The sequence below is a fragment of the Microcoleus sp. MON1_C1 genome (assembly GCF_036701945.1).
GTDB lineage: Bacteria > Cyanobacteriota > Cyanobacteriia > Cyanobacteriales > Microcoleaceae > Microcoleus.
Window position 1 is genome coordinate 66,346 of the sequence record NZ_JAUBRO010000015.1, and the last position, 19,253, is coordinate 85,598.

Sequence of the window (19,253 nt, forward strand, 5' to 3'; positions counted from 1 at the left end):
TATTACTATAGCAAGCTTAAAGGGTTTTTGAATAAGACTTTTTTTGTTTACCGTAGAGGACGCAGAGGACGCAGAGGAGGAGAGGAGAATATCTGAATGTATTATTATTTGGTATTGCGGGTTTTGGGCAGATTGCTAAATTTTTGCATAAATTGGCGATCGATCCAATCTTTCCAGTACCACAGCAGCGCCGATTCCCACATGAAAGATCCGCGAGATGCGATCGCCCTTTTATTCCCAGTACCAATTAACCCTAAGTATTGTTCCTGCGGTGCAAAGGGTTTCAGCGGTTTTTCCAATAAAAACTGCTGCAAATTTTCAAACAGCGGTTTGCCCTGACGCACGGCAAACACACCTGCTTTGGGCCGGGGATAATTAACCATCGCAGCGATATCTCCAGCCGCAAATACGTTGGGGTGAGAGACTGATTGCAGGCAATCGTTGACTTGGATAAAGCCGTTTGAATCGGCTGCTAAACCGGATTCTCCGATCCAATGGGCTGCCGATGCTTGTGTCACCCAAAAAATGCGATCGCACTCTAATTCTAAACCTGATTTACAGGAAAGTTGGTAATCGGTAGGGAATTGAAGAGTGGTTTCCCTCTTAATCTTTTTTACAGCACAGACTTTTTCCTTTAAATGCAATTGAATGCCGCGACTGATGAGAATTTCTTGAAGGCGTCGGCGCACCCGCTGATTGTGTCCCTGCATCAATTCAGCACCGCTGTGAAACAAATGAATTTCTGATGATAAGTTTTCTAATTTTTTTTCCCTCTTCCTTCTTCCCTCTTCCTTATTCCCTCTTCCTTCTTCCCTCTTCATTCTTCCCTCTTCCTTATTCCCTCTTCCTTCTTCCCTCTTCCTTCTTCCCTCTTCCTTCCCCAATCGAGATTGCATATTTAATGCTAATTCTACGCCGCCGGCACCGCCGCCGACAATGGCGATCCGCAGCGGTTTTTCGGGATGGTTTTGCCTTTGGGAAATTAACTGATTCCAGCTAGCTAAAAACTCCGGTACGGGTTTAGCGGCGATTGCATATTCTGCAGCACCCGGTACAGATAAACTCGCAGGAGTGCTGCCGATATCCACAGAAAGCAAGTCAAAATTAACCGGAGGGCGAGTTTGACAAATAACTAAATTTTTGTTAAGGTCGATCGCGATCGCCCGATCGATTAATATTTGACACCCGGCAAATTCAGCGAGCGATCGCAAATCGATGTGACATTCATCATAATCGTAAAACCCGGCAACGTGCCCCGGCAGCATCCCGGAATAAGGCGCGTGCAGCACGTCGCTAATCAAAGTTAAACGCACTCCAGGCAGCGGTTTGAAACCGAACATTTTTAATACAATAGCATGACTGTGACCGCCACCAATTAAGACTAAATCTTTCACAATTACAGATGTTCTATCGAAATGTTCCAGCACCAATATTGTACAGCACTCGCACTCCTTGGGCCGCACTCTCCGGTAAGGAGAGCTTGCACTGCGTAAGGAATGATTTCTTAGCAGTTAGACAGAATGCTGTCACTTAGCCTCTGTCTCAGAGATTATACTTAGCTCAGTTGCGCTCGGAGCACATCAATCTACCCATTTCGTTTAATTGATTCCACATTCAGCGCAAATGGCTGTAGACTGTAGAGCGAGCAAATTTTATCACCAAATTATGCCGGGGTGTGTTTCAATAGCTAACTCACCATTCAAAACTATGACATTACGCATCATTCCGCGCAGTTGGCAGCGATCGATTAAAACTCTTTTCCCGCTTCTGTTTGCCCTCTCATTCATTATAGTATTGCTGGCGAACAACTTGATTCCGGCGATCGCCCAGCAACCCCGCCAGGAAATTCGCGGCGTTTGGATGACGACAAACGACAAAGACATCCTCAGAGATCGTCGCAAACTAGGAGATGCTGTCAGCCAATTAAAGCGGTTAAATTTCAACACTATTTATCCTGTAGTCTGGAATTCTGGCTATACAATGTATCCCAGCTATGTAGCGCAGCAAAGAGACATTCAACCCTTTGTTTACAGAGGGTTAGATGGACAAGATATGATCGCCGATTTAATCGATCAAGCTCACCGCCAAGGCCTGTTAGTAATTCCTTGGTTTGAGTTTGGTTTCATGGCTCCTCCCACATCAGAATTAGCCACACTTCATCCCGAGTGGCTGACACAAAAACAGGACGGCAGCCAAACATCAAACGACGCGGGCGGCGAAGTAGTTTGGCTCAATCCCTTTCATCCAGAAGTGCAGCAATTCATTACCGAACTTGTACTAGAAATCACCAGTCAATATAACGCAGACGGCATACAATTTGACGATCACATGAGTTTGCCGGCGGAATTTGGATATGATGACTACACAGTTGCTTTGTATACCAAAGAAACAAAAAAAGCTCCCCCAAAAGATTTTCAAAATCCAGCATGGGTGCAATGGCGGGCAAATAAAATTACCGCTTTTATGTCACAGCTAAATCAAGCCGTCAAAGCAGTCAAACCCAATGCAATTTTCTCGATTTCTCCCAATTATTACGATTTTGCTTACAAACATCACCTGCAAGATTGGCTGGCTTGGGTGCGTTTGGATATTGCCGACGAGCTAATCGTGCAAGTGTACCGTCCCAATCTAGAATCATTTGTGGACAAGATTAACCGTCCAGAAATGCAAGAAGCACAGCAAAAAATTCCCACCGGAGTTGGGATTATGACAGGTTTGAGAAATAACCCAGTACCGATTCAGCAAATTAAATCTCAGGTGCAAGCAGTCCAAGGATACGGCTTAGGCGTCGCTTTCTTCTACTACGAAAGCTTGTGGGAATATGCACCAGAACCCCTCGCCCATCGACTTTCTCAATTTAGTGCTTTCTTCCCGTCTTCTGCATTCCGAACAGCGCTACAAATACCCAGACGCGCGGCGACTTTCCCTCCGCCGGCGCCACCCAAACCAGACCCGAAAGCTAAGCCAGAGCAACCTATTAAAAACACGGCACCTTCCCCCTCGCCAACCACGTAAAAGAATTAAAGAGTCATCAGTCATTGGTAATTTTGTAGGGTGTGCCATTAGTCCGACAGTCCAACAGGGGTTTAAACCCCTGTCTCATAGCTGAAGTCGTCTTTAGACGACTGTAGCAATTCTATTAAAGCTGTTTTTGTATAGAGTTAGCGCAGAATATATGTGTAACTCTACTTTTGAAAATTTAGATTACTATTTGAGTCGGTTTTAACCGACTTATGCTATTCGACAGGGACTTGAGTCCCTGGCGGCCCGTAACAGAATAAAACAGCTCTACTGGGGGGGTAGGGGATACCGAGTTATGTTCCTATAAAATATCCGTATTACCAACAACTACCATCAAAAAAATGCCAACTAACCAAAAAATTTTAATTCCAAAAATGGGCTGTGGCACTTGGGCCTGGGGCAACAGATTGCTCTGGGGCTACAATGAAAGTATGGACGAGGAATTGCAAGCCGTTTTCGATCTTTGTGTTAGTAACGGCGTCACTTTATTCGATACCGGCGACTCTTACGGAACTGGGAAATTAAATGGACGCAGCGAGCAGCTTTTGGGGCAGTTTTCTCAACAATATCAAGGTGTAAACAAAGATAGTATTTGTATTGCGACAAAACTGGCTGCTTATCCTTGGAGGCTGACGCGACAATCAATGATATCGGCTTGCAAAGCTTCTGCTGGGCGCCTCGGAAAAAATGTAGATTTGGTACAAATGCACTGGTCTACAGCCAATTACGCTCCTTGGCAAGAGGGGGCTCTTTTACACGGTTTGGCTGACCTTTACGAGCAAGGATTGGTCAAAGGAGTGGGCTTGTCTAATTACGGGCCGAAACGGCTGAAATGGGTGCATCGGAAATTTAGCGATCGCCAAATTCCTATTTTTACTTTACAAGTGCAATATTCGCTACTTTCTACCTATCCGGTGACAGAACTCGGATTGAAAGATGTTTGCGATGAATTGGGGATAAAATTGATTGCTTACAGTCCTCTAGCCTTGGGTTTGCTGACGGGTAAATACTCGGAAAATGGCTCTCTTCCTAAAGGTATCCGAGGTTTGGCGTGCAAGCAGCTACTTCCGGGAATGCGATCGCTTTTGGAGTGTTTGCGAGAAATAGCGGCATTCAGAAACAAGACTGTTTCGCAGATAGCAATTAACTGGTGCATCTGCAAAGAAACTATTCCGATTCCGGGGGCGAAATCTGTGGAACAGGCGAGGGATAATATTGGTGCTTTGGGCTGGGAGTTAGACTCGGGCGAGATTGCCGAATTGGATAAGGCAGCGGCGAGTGTAGATAAGAAAATGGTGCAGAATATCTTTCAAACTCGGTAATATCTCAGATGTTGTACCATTCTCATGAACAGGCAAGATGCCTGTTCCACAAGACATGAATTTGCTTGTTCCACAAAAACTAAATTTTCTTGTGGGGTAGGCTTCTAGCCTGCCCGTACCATTCTCAGGAACAGGCAAGATGCCTGTTCCACAAGACATGAATTTGCTTGTTCCACAAAAACTAAATTTTCTTGTGGGGTGGGCTTCTAGCCCGCCCATAAAAGGCTTATTGAGAATGGTGCAAGATGTGAGATGTTGTACCATTCTCATGAACAGGCAAGATGCTTGTTCCACAAGACATGAATGTGCTTGTTCTAGAAAAACTAAATTTTGTGGTGGGGTAGGCTTCTAGCCCACCCCTGAAAGCCTGATTTACACCACACAAAAATTTTCGACACACCGCACAAACATTTCTACACCCATCCCCAACGCAGTTTCATCAAAATCAAAACGCGGGTGATGGTGCGGGTAAGCCAAGTTTTTCTCTGGATTTGCTGAACCCAAAAAGAAATAGCAACCTGGCACTTCTTGCAAAAAGAACGACATATCCTCGCCGCCCATTGTTTGGCATTCGGGAACGATTCCTGCAGGAGTTTCGACAACTGATTCTGCCACGCCGCGCACCAATTCAGCTATTCTCGAATCATTAATAACTGGCGGGTACAGCGAACAATAATCTAATTGGTAATTTGCCCCATGACTCTGACAAATTCCGGCAATTAATTGCTCGATTCGCTTGGCAAAATAACCTTGATATGCTGGGTTGAAATAGCGCACCGTGCCACCGATTTGAGCGGTGTCGGCAATCACATTGTGGGTGTGGCCTGCGTGGAAGTTGCCGACAGTTACTACCGCTGAGTCGATCGGGTCAATGTTCCGCGCGACGATTGCCTGCAAAGCGCTGACAATTTGGGCTGTAACTACGATCGAGTCCACAGTCTGATGTGGCATTGCGCCGTGTCCACCTTTGCCAAAAATTGTGCAGTCAAAAACTTCGACAGCCGCCATCAAAGCGCCGCTGCGGACGCCTACAGTGCCCAAAGGTAGATTGTTCCACAAATGCAAGCCGACGATCGCATCAACATCAGGATTCTTCAAAACTCCCGCTTCAATCATCGGTTTTGCGCCTCCTGGCCCTTCTTCGGCGGGCTGAAAGATAAATTTTACTTTACCCGAAAAGCTGTGTTTGTGCTTTGCGAGATAACAAACAGTACCGAGGGCGATCGCAGTGTGGCCGTCGTGGCCGCAAGCGTGCATAATTCCATCATGCTGCGATCGATAATCCACCTCATTTTCTTCTTGAATAGGCAAAGCATCCATATCCGCGCGAATTGCCAAAACCCGTCCCGGTTTGCCGCTGTCTATAGTTGCGACAATACCAGTTTTAGCAATATTAGTTTCATGATCTATGCCCCATTCCTGCAACTTTTGCGAGACAAACTGCGCCGTTAAATTTTCATCAAAACTCAACTCCGGCTTTTGGTGCAAAAGGCGACGCCATTCGACTAGCTGAGGCTGCAAATTTCTAATCTCCAGCCGCAATTGAGATAAATCGACAGAGGTTAAATTCGGTAAAGTAGAAACCATGTTTTATTCTCCTTTTTTTTGGATTAGGTTTTAGATTTAATCACTTAATAAATGGTAATCACTAATTATAGCGATGCCGAATAAGTTGTGAAACTCTCTGTGCTCTTTCTCTGCGGTCTCTGCGGTCTTTGTGGTTAAAATAAAATCTTCTTCAATCCTATCCCAGTTGGGCCGGAGATTTTTTTATGAACCGCAGAGGGCGCAGAGTACGCAGAGGAAGAGAAGAATGAGAAAGAGAGGTGTTTAGAATAGGGTTATTTAGAAGTCTGAGCAACTAAATTAACCCCTGGCAGTAACCGCTCTAAATCTAAATCTGAAGCAATTTTAGCTAATTTAGCAAGGTCAGTCGGGTCATCTAAATGCGGCAAAATACCCAACACAGGTATTTGAGTCAGCGACTGGATCAAATCAACGGGCGCTAAATCGGCAATTTCTTGTTCCGAATAAGCTTTAACGCAATTGAGCACAATTCCTCTCAGCTTAAAACCAGTGTGTCTGGCGAGAGCAACATTCGCCACAGCTTGCCCGATCGCCCCCAACCTCACAGGTACTACCAAAACCCCTCTCAGCCGCCAATCCCTGGCAATATCGGCCACCGTCAGTTCCCGCGTTACAGGCGATCCCAGCCCTCCCAAAGATTCCACCAACACAAAATCCTTGCGCTGCGAGAGGCTTTGCCAAGCCGTCCAGACCTTTTCGAGTTCGATACGTCTCCCCTCCCGTTCGGCGGCAATCGGCGGTGCTAGAGGGGCATCAAAGTGCACTGGATTGAGTTCTTCGGGGGATTGGTCGAGGGAAAACAAACGGGTGTAGAGTTCGCGATCGCCCGTTCCCGTTTGCAACAGCTTCATAATTCCCAAACTGCGATCGGGAAAATACATTTGCCAATAAGCAGCCAGAGCGCTGGTCAAAACAGTTTTGCCCGCGTCGGTATCAGTTCCAGCAATTAGCAGCGAGTTCATTGGCAAATAGCTAACAAGTAATTGGCCTCAACATCAGTCTAGGGGAATTTTGCCAGAAGTTTAGAGTTCTGGCGATGGTGCGGGTGTTGGTGCTGGTTCCGGTTCCGGCGCGGGTTCCGGTTCCGGTTCCGGCGACGGTGCAGGAGTTGGGGCCGGTTCCGGTGACGGTGCGGGTGTTGGGGCCGGTTCCGGCGATGGTGCGGGTGTTGGGGCCGGTTCCGGTGTTGGTGCGGGTGTTGGTGCGGGTGTTGGCGCGGGTGTTGGCGACGGTTTGGGCGTCGGTTTGGGTGCTGGAGCCGGCGCGGGCGTCGGTTTGGGCGTCGGTTTGGGCGCTGGAGCCGGCGCGGGCGTCGGTTTTGGTGTCGGAGTTGGCGCTGGGCTTGGTTCTGGGCTGGGTTCCGGCAAAGGTTCTGGACTGGGTTCCGGCAAAGGTTCTGGGCTGGGTTCCGGCAAAGGTTCTGGGCTGGGTTCTGGCAAAGGTTCTGGGCTCGGTTCCGGCAAAGGTTCTGGGCTCGGTTCCGGCAAAGGTTGCGGGGTTGGGGTTGGCAAAGGTTGCGGGGTTGGGGTTGGCAAAGGTAGCGGGTTTGGTATCGGAGTTAGTGTCGGCGTCGGGTTTGTGAGTGCTGGCGGTGTCGGAGTGGGTTTGGGGCGCGAATTGTTGAGAAATGAGCCGACTAAGGCCCAGGAACCGAAGCCAGTCAAGATTACTAAGCCCGCCAGCAGTCCGATCGCAGCGATGGGATTGTCCCAAAAAGTGTCGCCTGCTGGCTCACTTAACGGGTCTGGCTGGTTTGGCGGGCGGGAACTCCGGGCGGCTGGCTGGTTTTGCGGGGGGGAAGTCGGGGCGGCTGGCTCCGGCGGCCTGCCCACGGCCACCGTTGCTATTAGCGAAGGGTTTGTCGGCACCACTGCTGGCGGCGCGGGCGGTACAGTTGGCTGGCTAGGCTTAGGATTAGTTTGGGCGTCGAGTGCTTGGGCGACTTCGCTGACAGATTGATATCGATCGCCCGGAGACCGATTCAACATCCGATTCAGCACCAAAGCCAAACCTGTGCTCACCTGCACTTGCTGCTGCCAATTCCACTGCAGCGTTTTTTGATCGAGCAATTCCTGCGGTTCTTTGCCTGTCAGCAGGACGATCGCCGTTACGGCTAAAGCGTAGAGGTCGCTGCTGGCAGTTACTCGCCCGCTGTGCAACTGTTCCATCGGCGCGTAGCCGATTTTACCGACAGTTGTCGCGTGGGCTGTTCCTTCGGGAGACTGGACTTTGGTGGCGAGTTCCTTCACCACTCCAAAGTCAATCAGCACCGGCATTTGGTCGTTTTCACGGAGGATGATATTTTCTGGGGAGATGTCGCGGTGGATGATGCCGCGGGCGTGGATGTGAGCCAGTACCGGCAGCATTTGCCGGATAAATACCAAGACTTCGGCTTCCGTGAAGCTGCGACCATTTGAAGTTCGATCGAGCAGCAGTTCGCGGTAAGTCATCCCTTCCACGTAATCCTGCACTAAAAACAAACGCTGGTTCTCTTCAAATATTGCCCGAAACTGGGGAATTTGCGGGTGCGCTATTTGGTAAAGTATTGCCGCCTCTCTTTGAAACAATTCCTTCGATTTTTCCAAAACGTAAGGCCCGCTTTGCACTGGGATCAATTCCTTCAGGGCGCAGCGTTCTTGAAACCGTCCCAAATCTTCTACTAAATAAGTCCGGCCAAATCCCCCTTGACCTAAAATATTCACCAAGCGGTAGCGGTTTTGTAGGAGAGTTCCAATAGCAATAGGTGGCTGCATAAGTTTAAGTAGAAACTGTTAAAAAATAGACGATCGCTCACAGACTTAGTAATGCTATGTCTTTAATGCTCTTGAGCATACTTCACTATCTGTAGTCTCCAGTCCCGACCAAAGTTAGTATTTTACATTTTTTTGACATTCTTGGACGCCAGGATGGTCAGAAACCGGGTTTTTTCACGAAAATACACAGGTTGCAACCCGCATATCCGATCGAAAACCCGGTTTCTGCGTCAATATCTCAAGGGAGAAATGCACGATTTTTCGTAGAAACCGGGTTTTTTGGCTTTAGCCCTAATAAGTTGTCGCCCCTCGGTCTAGGCCATACATCTCTATAAAGCTGGAGATTATTTATGGGAGATGTCTGCTGACTACTGACTACTGACTAAGCTTTGCTTTCACCATGTCTTGAATTCTGTTACCGTCTGCTTTGCCTTTAAGCTGCTGCATTGCCTTGCCCATCACCTTGCCCATATCTTTTGCAGAAGTAGCGCCAACCGAAGCAATCACTTCGTCAACGACTTGACTCACCTCTTCGTCTGACATCTGCGGCGGCAAATACTCTTCAACAATTGCCAACTCCGCCTCCTCTTGTGCCACTAAATCTTCGCGGCCACCTTTGCGGTATTGTTCGATCGAATCCCGGCGCTGTTTGGCTATTTGCATCAAAATTTCCATTTCTTGAGCTTCTGTCAGCGTCTCTTGGCCGGAGGGACGAAGGCTGACTTCTTTTTCGAGAATAAATTTCTTGATGCCGCGAACTGTTTCCAAGCGAACTTTGTCCTTGGACTTCATGGCTGCTTTGATTTCTTCGTCAATGCGTTCTCTTAAGCTCATCGATTTCTACCTTGCTTTGCCCGATATCAAAAATCTGGAGTATGCTTCCGATTCTTAACTTTTTTTACAGTATTTTTCAAGTTTATTGCCTGTTGGTGGCATTTTTATCGCATTGAACCCGGATGCCTTCGGCCTTCGACTGAATTTTGGGCGGCTAGACTTCCAGCCTCGGCCCCAAATTGACTCACGCCACAACTTTTAGACGCAGGGACACAAGTGCGATCGTACTTCTGCCAGTACAGAGTTCGCTAGAACCCACATTCCACGCCGTGGGAGTGTCACACAGCATAATTACGCAGAAAACTCTATCTTTACAGTAATAAATTATGCCTTTAAAAAGTTTTTAATCCGTTAATGTACGGTACTCAAGTATAATTCATAGTTTTATTGCTGGATAAAAATAAGTAAAAACCGATTGTGACCGTTAAGGGAGCCGAATGTGGGGTAGAAACCGGATTTGTTGGACATATTTCTGCAAGTCCTATTCAATTCGCCTAACTTCACACTTGTGGCCGCCCCGAATGTTCAATCTCTTAAAAAATTGGCTGAATATTTCTAGTTTCAGATGGTAAGATAGCGATGGAATAAACGTCCTGCAAGAGGCCTGCTGTGATCCGTTCTGCTACTTTACCGCTTCCGCTTCCCGAGCCGCCGGTTTCCGCTCATGACCGTCTGCGGCTGTTCTCCGGTTCTGCTAATGTTCCTCTCGCCCAAGAGGTGGCTCGCTATCTGGGGATCGATTTGGGGCCGATGGTTCGCAAGCGGTTTGCTGATGGGGAACTCTACGTTCAAATTCAAGAATCAATTCGGGGTTGCGATGTTTACTTGATTCAGCCAACTTGCTGTCCGGTAAACGATCGCCTCATGGAATTGTTAATTATGATCGATGCTTGTCGCCGCGCTTCGGCCAGACAAATTACTGCCGTCATCCCCTATTACGGATATGCTAGGGCTGACCGCAAAACGGCCGGAAGAGAGTCGATTACTGCAAAATTAGTGGCTAATTTGATTACGGAAGCTGGGGCCGGTCGCATTTTGGCGATGGATTTGCACTCAGCTCAGATTCAAGGTTATTTTGACATTCCTTTCGATCACGTTTACGGTTCGCCGGTGCTTTTGGATTATCTGGCGAGCAAGCAATTGACGGATATTGTTGTGGTTTCGCCGGATGTTGGCGGAGTCGCTAGGGCGAGAGCTTTTGCTAAAAAGCTTGGCGATGCTCCCCTGGCAATTATTGACAAGCGCCGCCAAGCTCACAACGTGGCAGAAGTGATGAATCTTATCGGTGATGTCAGGGGCAAAACTGCTGTGTTGGTGGACGACATGATCGATACTGCCGGCACGATTTCTGAAGGTGCGAGATTGTTGCGCCGCGAGGGTGCGAGGCAGGTTTATGCTTGTGCTACTCATGCGGTGTTTTCGCCTCCGGCGATCGAGCGTTTGTCTAGCGGGGTTTTGGAAGAGGTAATTGTTACGAATACAATTCCTGTGCCGGAAGAGAACCGTTTTAAGCAGTTGACGGTGCTTTCGGTAGCCAATTTGCTCGGAGAAACTATTTGGCGGATTCACGAAGATAGTTCTGTTAGCAGTATGTTCCGCTAGACAGGAAAGGCGCTTTTTGAATGTTTGTTTTAGGGTGCGTTAACCAAGTGTAACGCACCGTTTTTTTGTGAATAGTGCGATCGTTTCCCGCAAGTAATAAGCCCAGGCGCATCTAAATTTTACTGTCAAGTCCCATCAAATTCTTGTGGAGTGGGCGTCCCGCCCGCCCGCAAAATACAATTTAGATGCCCGACAGCTTATCAAGTTCCTCGGTAAAATAACCGTTATAACTTTGTAGTGAGGACTAAAGTCGTCATAAAAATTCGCTCGGACTTTAGTTCTCACTACAAACCAATGTGACGATCGGCGATTGATCGCACTTGGTACCACCGGAACAAGAGATGGTAAAATTCTATCTTGTTGTTGGAAGAGGGCGAATTTTTTATATTCTAGATAAGTCTCGTCACAATCAGGAGCCAATAGGGAAAAATCATGAAACATTCACTTGTACGAACAGTGGCCGCACTGGCAGGTTCAGCAATTTTAACACTTGGCGCGATCGGTTCGGCTAAAGCATTTACTTTTGACGAAACCGAAATTAACCAAGACCGAGTAATTGTCATCGCCCAACCCCGCCCTTCCGGCGGCTACCAATTGCTAATTCTAGAACAAGTCTCTGACACGCGCAAATGCTGGAGCGAAAGTGGCTCTAATCCCGTGAAAGTCGATCCATTATTAGTTAGTTTTGATTTCACCGGTATTTGTGGCCGCGCCACAGACAGCAACGGCTTTTCAATTCGCATGGCAGGCACCGATTTAGCATTAAAATACACCCTAACTTTGGAAACTGTTGATGGCAATGTTCTACTAATTGGAACTCCGGTAGATTACCAAGGTAAATCGGTGGTTATCGGTCGCACAAACGGCGATGTTAACGACTTCATGAAAATCAGTCTCGATCCTGCTTGGCGCTTGAGTAAAAGAGCTTACCAAGGCCGCACATTAGGCCACTTTTATTTCACTACCAATCAATCCGCACCGGGAGAAATTGGCAATACCGGAGGCAATACCGAAGCAATACCGCAGCCAATACCGCAGCCAATACCAATACCAATACCGCCGCCATTACCGCAGCCATCATCGCAGCCATTACCGCAGCCATTACCGCAGCCATCACCGCAGCCATTACCGCAGCCATCACCGCAGCCATTACCCCAGCCAATACCGCAGGAAATACCAATACCGTAGGCAATACAGGCTTTTCTACAATTCGGAGATAGCTACGCTTCCAAAATTAAAGAAACTGTGGGCTTTGGGTTTGTAGCCCGGTTTTCTCAAAATAATACCTTTCGACCGCAACTTGCTGTTACCAGAGAGCAATTGGTATCTTTAGTATTGGAATCCTGGAAAGGAATACAAGATGCTAATATCACATTTCCTAGCAATGTTTCTATCCGTCCCTATAGCGACCTTCCTATTTCTCGCTGGAGTGCCTGAAAAGTTCTATTTGCGCGGGAAAACAAAATAGTTAGCGGTTATCAAGATGGAGCTTTTAAACCTACGCAGTCTGTCACTCGCGCTGAATTGATGGCGGTGCTCCGTCGAGCGGCGGAATTTGGTTTCTCTGCCCGGGGAATGAACCGGGATTTAGTTGCTAAAGCACCGTCTAAAACTTTTTCAGACACTCAGAATTATTGGGCTGCTTCTATTTTTACTCAAATGTCTGCTTATTGTTCTGTTGCTGCCGCTTTTAAGGAAATTGGCGATCGGTTTGCTTTCGATGATCCTGCAAAGCGGAATTACGCGGCGGTGGCTACTTGGCGGATGCTGAAATGCGTTAAGCCTCAGTAGGGCGAATTAGATCGCCGACTTCTTCAAGAAGTTGGGAATGTGAGTATATTGCACAATTACCTCATTTGTTGGTTAATAGTTATATGTTGTACTCTTGTCAAGAACGGGCAAGATGCCCGTTCCACAAAACTTGATTTTATTGTGGAACGGGCATCTTGCCCGTTCCTAAACAAGTAATTGAGAATGGTGCAAGATATCAGTTAATCCGGACTAAAGTCCTTACTATAAACCCGTTGGTAATCAGGACTTTAGTCCTCATCATATCGTTTCCTTGGGTTTCTTCTTAGATGGCTTTTTAGGATTTTTATGGACGGGGATTGTCTCGGATTCTTGCTGTGCGATGTCTGGGGTTACTTTACACAAGTCATTTAAGGAAAGTTTTTGTTGCGATTCAAGTTCGTTTAGCAAGTTTGAAGCGGTTTCTAATATTTGCTTTCCCTGTCTGACTTGAATAGTAGTTTTATTTTCGATCGCATCTAGCAACACAAAAATCGAGACTGTTTGCCAAATCTCTAAATCGTCGCCGACGACATCGCAAGCAGAGACAATTTTGCCGTTTTGTGGGGCGTGAATTCCTAAGCCGGAATCTTGAATTAACGGCTGGATTTCTGCTAGACTTAAATTCGCAAGGTCGCTAATTTTATGTTCGAGGGATACTAAATCTGCTAAATCTGGTAAGTTGACCGATTCTGCGGCTAAAGCATCGAATTTGAAGGTAAGAGTTTGATTTAAAGGATCGGAAATGGCATAAATTGATTGAATTTGCGATCGACTAACTGCACCTTTCTCGAAAAAATCTCTACCTTGCGGGGCGATCGCAATTTGCCCATTTTCAGCCACCTCCAAGCTTTCCAAACTAACCAGAGTCGCCGCCGTAGTCTTCACAAAAATCTCGTCCAACCCCAGCAAATCCGCCAATTCCTTCAAAGTTGGCGCAGGTTCAAACTCAACACCCGCCCGCAAAATGAACTCTTCCAACACGTTAAACTCGCGCGGTTCGCTAACCGCCACCTCCAGCGGAGTTTGGCGGATTGCAAAGCGGAATTGACGCGCCGCCAACACTGACAAACCCGGATTTTGTTGCTCAATTTGTTCGGCTAGCGAACTTAAATTCGAGTCTATTGGTTTAGTTGAGGACGCTAGAAACATCTACAAAACCTCCGCAGTGACGCACCGTTTTTGAAACTTCCTGATACATTTTTCCCACTGTACCTGTTTGTTGGGTAAATAAATCGTGGCAGCCGACAACTACCAGCAATTCTTGAGCGCGGGAAAATGCCACATTCACCCGTTCCGGTTCCTTAGCAAATCCAATATCGCCCCTAACATTATTGCACACCGTGCTGACAATAATTACAGGTCTTTCCATGCCTTGAAATATGTCAACCGTACCAGTGCGGATGCTCAAAGCAGGGAATCTTTCGCCTTCGATTCTGTCTTTAATTGCATTTAATTGAGCAGCATAAAAAGTGATAATTCCGATTTCTTTTGGCGGTTCACCCTCGGCAACTTTGGGCTGCCAAGCTGTCTGCATTTGTTCGCACAAACGCTCGATCGCATCAATCTCCTTGACATTCAACCGCGAAGTACCCTGTTTTTCTTCTTCAAATCCTTGTCCGATGGGCGTTTTCACCCACAGAATGTGATTATTTTCTTGAATGATTCTACCTGCGAGGTTGTGGGCGCGCTTGGTGTCAGCTTCCTGAATGCCACAGTTGAGTTTTTGCTGGTAAAACTGATTGATTGCGCCCATGATTTGCGGGTGCATTCGATACTGAGTTGTCAGCATTTTTTTGATGCTGTGGCTGGCATTTTCAAACAAAACTTTGAACAGCGATTCTTTGATAAAGCTAAGTTCGTCTCCGGTACAGCCGATGTCTTCGGCAATATCGTCGATCGTACTTTGATTAAACATCGGCGGCAATTGCCTGTGATCGCCCACTAATACTAACTTTCTGCCTTTCAAAGCGGGAATTAATAACTCTGGGGGAGTGCATTTGCTAACTTCGTCAATGATGACTGCATCAAAGCTGGGAAAGTTTTTAGTAAAATCGAAACTAGCCGCTTGCACGCAAGTAATGCCGATAACGTTGGCATTGTCAATATAAATTTGCTTTAAATCGTTGCGGTCTTTTTCTGATGGATTGCGAAGTTTTTGAATCCAATCTGTCACAAAGTTTTGAGAACGATTTAGGGCTGTTTCTTCTTGTTCTAACTTCCGCTGCCAAGTTTTAAATAAACGCTTAATTTTGTTTAAAAAAGCTACGGTGAATAATCCTGTATTCGGAACTTCTGGCTGATATTGAGTCGGGATAGTTTGCCATGCTGACTCCCACCAATTTCTTTCAACCAGTAATGCTGCTGTCGGTTGCTGCTGTTGCAGTTGAGCGGTAATTTCGCTCAATTCTGTTTGAAGCTCGGCAAGTTGTTGCTGCGAAGTTGCAGCCGCAATTTGCAGCGGGGATAAATCCTCGTCAAGAGTGTTTTTGATTGTCTCCAAAACCCCAAAAGGGTCGAGGTCAGCAATGGATTTTTCAAGCTGAATCGTGCTTGCTTTCCAAGCCTCAACTTGCTTGACAAACTGCTGTGGTTGCTCCCAAATATTCGATTTTTGGGCGAGATATTGTTCGGCTAAAATCCGCAACTTTTCAGGGGCGTTTGGCTGTTGGACAATTGCTTGCAACAAATTAGTAACTTCGCTAATTTTTAAATTCGCCTCTTGCTGCGCTGTTTCTACCTGAAGTTTAGCGGCGGATATTTGCTGCTGGTTCAAGGTTTGACCGATTTTATCTAATAATTGTTGCTGTTTGATAAGCTGCTGTTCGGTTTCGGTTTTCAGGGGAACCACGCACTGACGGGCATTTGCGAGGATACTGTGCAGCAATTCTTTGACTAGGCGATCGAAGGTAGCCTGGATATGATTTGGGTGCAATGATTCACTATAAAATTGTTGAATGCTACCTAAGAAAGTGCGAGCTTTTTCGATGATAAATTTGCGCTGACTTTGGCTGACTTGGGAGTAGCTGGCGAAGTCTTTGGCGAGTTGTTGCCACTGTGCGCGATCGCCCGCAGAGAGCACGATCGGCGTTTGACTCAAATTTAGGTGCAAAAACTCGCTAAACCGGAACTGTTGCCCTTGTATGTCCTTAAAACCTGCGCTTTCTTCGTGGGATATCGCCTTTTGCAACCGATCCAAATCGGGCAAATTGATTTTGCATTTGGGAGGCACGATCGGCAATTTGAGCGATCGGGCAATTTTCAGCAATCCTGCGGGCAATTCTACCATATCATCCGTGAGCATTGCGCCCGTTTCCCAGCAAGTTTTCACGACTTCATAGAGCCCCGTATCTGCCGTCTCAATCCACTGTGCAACGGCGACGACAACGGCTGCAATTTCCGCTTTTCGCAGTTCCAAATTCTTGATTTTCTGTTCGAGATTGTGGCGGTGTGTCTGATTTTGCCGATCGCCCAATTCGAGTTGATTCACAGCCTCAGACATCTGCCGCGACACCCGCAACGCCTCCGCAACCGCCGACATAGCGTGACAAACATCATCAGCGCGATCGAATGCCGCCTTAAATTCCGATATTTGCGCTGCTACAGTTTCCTGCAGCCAAACCGCAATCCCAAACGCGCCACAAGCAGGGCGATCGAAGCCGATTTGAGTAGCATAGCTGGCAGCAATGCGAACATTTGCCATAAAGTTTTCTACTAAAACATTGCCTTCTGAATAAGGTTTTAGTGTGGGCATAAACTCGGCAACTTCTGGAGATTCCCAGTTGATTTTCGGCGCATCCAGCAAATTTTCTAGCCCCAGAACTAGGGATTGAATCTCGCTTTTTTTGGTTAAAGCCTCTTCATAAGCTGCTGCTTGCTGACTGCATTTTTCCTCTATATTTGCTTTACTGTCGTGCAGATGTTTGAGTTCATTCAAAAAATCTCTCTCGGCGGCACAGTATGCGGTAAATCGCTCTGATTCTGCCACCAACTGCCGCAAAGATGTGACATTAGTCAGGCGCTGCGAGAGCTTTTCTTCGCAGTCAGTCGCCGTATTTTGCAGCCAAGTGCCGATCGCATTTTCCTCTAAAAACGGCTGCCCTTCTTCCTGCACCTTATGAGCTTTTCCCTTCCGCAAAGCCCGAATCGCCGGATTGTGTACTAACCGACTCAAAGCATTGTCTACAGCCAAATTTGCTTGCGAAGCAATGAGCGTTTTGCCGCCCTGACTGGCAATTTGATAGCAAATCTCCGCAATCACAGTCGTTTTGCCAGTTCCCGGCGGGCCTTGAATCAAAATTAAATCCCGCGCCGAAAGCACCGTTTCTACGGCGGCAAGTTGGTCGTCATTAGCATTGCGATTTAATAAGTTTTCCCGATCCAATTTAATCAGTTTTTCAGGCAGTCTCGCCTGAGAAGAATCGAATAAAAACTCACTCAAATAGGGATTTTGAGCGCGACCATCTGTCAGCATTTTTAAAGCTTTCTTCTTGCGTTCGATCTGACTGATATCGCCCGCCGCCTCAAAATACAGGAATCCTTGTTTGGGCATTTGATATCTGCCGCCCGCCATGCGAGCGCCCAAATCACAATCTAACTTAATGCGTAATTTACCATGTTCAAAGTCAATTTCGGCGATGCTACCCAATGTCTCGCCATCGCGGCTGCTTCTGCTTCCGGGCGGCGAATCAAACAGGATAATTTCTTCATTTCTGGCTTTTTTCAGCCTTTCGCGAAAGTCGCCCAATTCTAAGGAATTTTCCTCGTAGCCGTCCAGAGTTGCGGAATTACGATCGATTTCAAAAGTGACGATTTTGAAGCCAGAACCGTAATTGTGGCCGCGAAAAGGCACACAAAATTGACGCGCTTCGGCGATGCGTTTTTCAACATTTAAAAAAGTGTGCCAAACTTTTAGCTGTTCGGTAGTCGGTATGTGTCTGTCGTCCCAAAATGGCATTTGTTGGACGCGGGCGATCGACTTTACAGGAATTGGCGAGCGACTGTTAGCCAAAAGTCGCAACTGAACCGGCAAAGCATACCCATCTTTCCTCCCTCTGGGAACCGCCACCAAACCAGCATCCAGCAGTTTTAAACCGCCGATTCCGTCTTCACACCGTACAGTTGCTAACAACCGCAAAGTGCGATCGGCTTTTTGCAACAATTGGGGTAATTCAAAATCATCTCCATCCGTAGCAAGCAGCAATTCCCAGATTTCTTCTTCAGAAAATCTCTCATTTACCTTTTGGCGACGGACGTAGAAAAGATTGTGGGATTTGCCAGCTATCTCCGACATCAGAATTTCCGCACGCTCTCTACATTCCCAATCGCAATATTTCCCTAAAGCCGCTTCTCCTTCTATATCCCGAATAAACTTATTAATTGTGCGATCGCCACTAAATTTATATCCCCAATCTTCTGTTACTAAAGATGGCATACTTTGATTTTAGATTTTAGATTTTAGATTTTAGATTGGATTTAAGGGTGTTGCTGATTCACGGTATGAATCAAATTTTCGCTTGATGTTACAAAACTAACCCGACTTGGCTTATAGCAATGCCGAAATCTGAATTCTTATTTGTATTCAGCAACGCCGGATTTAAGATTAGCACATCGGAACTTGTGCCGACAGAACCGCTACATCCCAAAAAAAATTAAGGTGTGCATTGCACACCCTACGACCATCGCAAATTACCGTACAGGCGACAGGCGCTCGAATTAAACTGTTTAGAATCAAAAGGGCGAACGATGGGACTTGAACCCACGAATGGTGGTACCACAAACCACTGCCTTAACCACTTGGCTACGCTCGCCGTATCAGTTTTAACTATAGCATCAGATCTCAGCACAAGTCTAGGGGTAAGGCAAAAATATTTTGAAATATTTCTGAGCGTCCCTGAACCCGACAGATCGATTGTGCCTCAAGTTCCAAGCACAGTAAGACTATAGCACTATTTTCGCTCTGCGCGATCGGCTTGTGCGATCGGCAATTATATCGCCCCCAGCAGTCATGCGGCTTGGGTTCGGTAGCTTTGGCAGCGTTCCGATTCGGCCCAGCGCATTAAAATAGCCTTATCAGCCCAGGCGCATCTAAATTTTACAGTCCAGTTTGATAAAACTCACATCTTGCACCCTTCTCAAGAACAGGCAAGATGCCTGCTCCACAAAGAATGAATTTCTTGTAGGGTGGGCTCTTCTAGCCCGCTCCTAAAAGCCTTATTGAGAATGGTGCAACATCTCAGATGAAATGCTTGTGGGGTTTCCCGCCCGCCCGAAAAATACAACACAAGAAGCGGGACAGCTTATCCCACACCGCATGAGTTATCAACCATCCCTCTTCTCTCTCTTC

General features: G+C 47.0%; 12 protein-coding genes and 1 tRNA gene. 5 read left to right on the top strand and 8 right to left on the bottom strand.

Annotation, left to right across the window (positions count from 1 at the left end; genetic code table 11):
- Positions 1 to 104: 104 nt before the first annotated feature.
- On the bottom strand, positions 105 to 1,394 hold the full coding sequence (locus tag QUA62_RS10825; protein ID WP_333403886.1) for an FAD-dependent oxidoreductase: 1,290 nt from the start codon (positions 1,392 to 1,394) through the stop codon (positions 105 to 107).
- A gap of 229 nt (positions 1,395 to 1,623) precedes the next feature.
- On the opposite strand from QUA62_RS10825, the gene QUA62_RS10830 reads away from it, so the two are divergent.
- Together QUA62_RS10830 and QUA62_RS10835 are read left to right on the top strand one after the other, a co-directional pair.
- Positions 1,624 to 3,015 carry a glycoside hydrolase family 10 protein gene (locus QUA62_RS10830; RefSeq protein ID WP_333403888.1) on the top strand — a complete coding sequence of 464 codons (1,392 nt, stop codon included), beginning with the start codon at positions 1,624 to 1,626 and terminating at the stop codon, positions 3,013 to 3,015.
- Positions 3,016 to 3,362: 347 nt separating this feature from the next.
- A complete protein-coding gene (locus QUA62_RS10835; protein ID WP_333403890.1) occupies positions 3,363 to 4,343 on the top strand; it encodes an aldo/keto reductase in 981 nt (326 codons plus the stop codon).
- Between the two features lie 372 nt (positions 4,344 to 4,715).
- On the opposite strand, the gene QUA62_RS10840 is transcribed toward QUA62_RS10835, so the two are convergent.
- From QUA62_RS10840 to QUA62_RS10855, 4 genes are all read right to left on the bottom strand, one after another.
- Complete coding sequence (locus QUA62_RS10840) at positions 4,716 to 5,930, bottom strand: M20 family metallopeptidase (protein WP_333403892.1); 1,215 nt, start codon at positions 5,928 to 5,930, stop codon at positions 4,716 to 4,718.
- 254 nt (positions 5,931 to 6,184) lie between these two features.
- Positions 6,185 to 6,892, bottom strand: a complete 708-nt coding sequence (gene bioD / locus QUA62_RS10845; RefSeq protein ID WP_333282131.1) for a dethiobiotin synthase — start codon at positions 6,890 to 6,892, stop codon at positions 6,185 to 6,187.
- 60 nt (positions 6,893 to 6,952) lie between these two features.
- Positions 6,953 to 8,683, bottom strand: a complete 1,731-nt coding sequence (locus QUA62_RS10850) for a serine/threonine-protein kinase (protein ID WP_333403894.1) — start codon at positions 8,681 to 8,683, stop codon at positions 6,953 to 6,955.
- A gap of 375 nt (positions 8,684 to 9,058) precedes the next feature.
- Positions 9,059 to 9,517 carry a GatB/YqeY domain-containing protein gene (locus QUA62_RS10855; protein ID WP_333282125.1) on the bottom strand — a complete coding sequence of 153 codons (459 nt, stop codon included), beginning with the start codon at positions 9,515 to 9,517 and terminating at the stop codon, positions 9,059 to 9,061.
- Positions 9,518 to 10,126: 609 nt separating this feature from the next.
- Between QUA62_RS10855 and QUA62_RS10860 the strand changes: the two genes are divergently transcribed.
- The 3 genes from QUA62_RS10860 to QUA62_RS10875 all read left to right on the top strand — a co-directional run bounded on the left by QUA62_RS10860 (position 10,127) and on the right by QUA62_RS10875 (position 12,910).
- Complete coding sequence (locus tag QUA62_RS10860; RefSeq protein ID WP_006635514.1) at positions 10,127 to 11,119, top strand: ribose-phosphate pyrophosphokinase; 993 nt, start codon at positions 10,127 to 10,129, stop codon at positions 11,117 to 11,119.
- A gap of 432 nt (positions 11,120 to 11,551) precedes the next feature.
- The gene (locus tag QUA62_RS10865) at positions 11,552 to 12,307 is read left to right on the top strand and encodes a DUF3747 domain-containing protein (RefSeq protein ID WP_333403896.1); all 756 of its coding nucleotides are present in this window, start codon (positions 11,552 to 11,554) and stop codon (positions 12,305 to 12,307) included.
- A 339-nt stretch (positions 12,308 to 12,646) separates the two neighbouring features.
- On the top strand, positions 12,647 to 12,910 hold the full coding sequence (locus QUA62_RS10875) for a hypothetical protein (protein ID WP_333403898.1): 264 nt from the start codon (positions 12,647 to 12,649) through the stop codon (positions 12,908 to 12,910).
- 258 nt (positions 12,911 to 13,168) lie between these two features.
- Here QUA62_RS10875 and QUA62_RS10880 read toward each other — a convergent pair whose 3' ends face one another.
- The 3 genes from QUA62_RS10880 to QUA62_RS10890 all read right to left on the bottom strand — a co-directional run bounded on the left by QUA62_RS10880 (position 13,169) and on the right by QUA62_RS10890 (position 18,717).
- Entirely contained in the window at positions 13,169 to 14,059 is an 891-nt protein-coding gene (locus QUA62_RS10880) for a hypothetical protein (protein ID WP_333403900.1), read from the bottom strand.
- On the bottom strand, positions 14,037 to 18,341 hold the full coding sequence (locus QUA62_RS10885) for an AAA domain-containing protein (protein ID WP_333403901.1): 4,305 nt from the start codon (positions 18,339 to 18,341) through the stop codon (positions 14,037 to 14,039). The genes QUA62_RS10880 and QUA62_RS10885 overlap by 23 nt, the downstream gene beginning before the upstream one ends.
- A gap of 303 nt (positions 18,342 to 18,644) precedes the next feature.
- Positions 18,645 to 18,717 (bottom strand) — tRNA-His (locus tag QUA62_RS10890).
- Between the last annotated feature and the right edge of the window lie 536 nt (positions 18,718 to 19,253).

Coding starts and splice junctions, on each gene's coding strand:
- QUA62_RS10880 (WP_333403900.1), bottom strand. CDS start 14,059: ATGTTTCTAGCGTCCTCAACTAAACCAATAGACTCGAATTTAAGTTCG.
- QUA62_RS10840 (WP_333403892.1), bottom strand. CDS start 5,930: ATGGTTTCTACTTTACCGAATTTAACCTCTGTCGATTTATCTCAATTG.
- QUA62_RS10835 (WP_333403890.1), top strand. CDS start 3,363: ATGCCAACTAACCAAAAAATTTTAATTCCAAAAATGGGCTGTGGCACT.
- QUA62_RS10830 (WP_333403888.1), top strand. CDS start 1,624: ATGGCTGTAGACTGTAGAGCGAGCAAATTTTATCACCAAATTATGCCG.
- QUA62_RS10885 (WP_333403901.1), bottom strand. CDS start 18,341: ATGCCATCTTTAGTAACAGAAGATTGGGGATATAAATTTAGTGGCGAT.
- QUA62_RS10875 (WP_333403898.1), top strand. CDS start 12,647: ATGGCGGTGCTCCGTCGAGCGGCGGAATTTGGTTTCTCTGCCCGGGGA.
- QUA62_RS10855 (WP_333282125.1), bottom strand. CDS start 9,517: ATGAGCTTAAGAGAACGCATTGACGAAGAAATCAAAGCAGCCATGAAG.
- QUA62_RS10865 (WP_333403896.1), top strand. CDS start 11,552: ATGAAACATTCACTTGTACGAACAGTGGCCGCACTGGCAGGTTCAGCA.
- QUA62_RS10850 (WP_333403894.1), bottom strand. CDS start 8,683: ATGCAGCCACCTATTGCTATTGGAACTCTCCTACAAAACCGCTACCGC.
- bioD (WP_333282131.1), bottom strand. CDS start 6,892: ATGAACTCGCTGCTAATTGCTGGAACTGATACCGACGCGGGCAAAACT.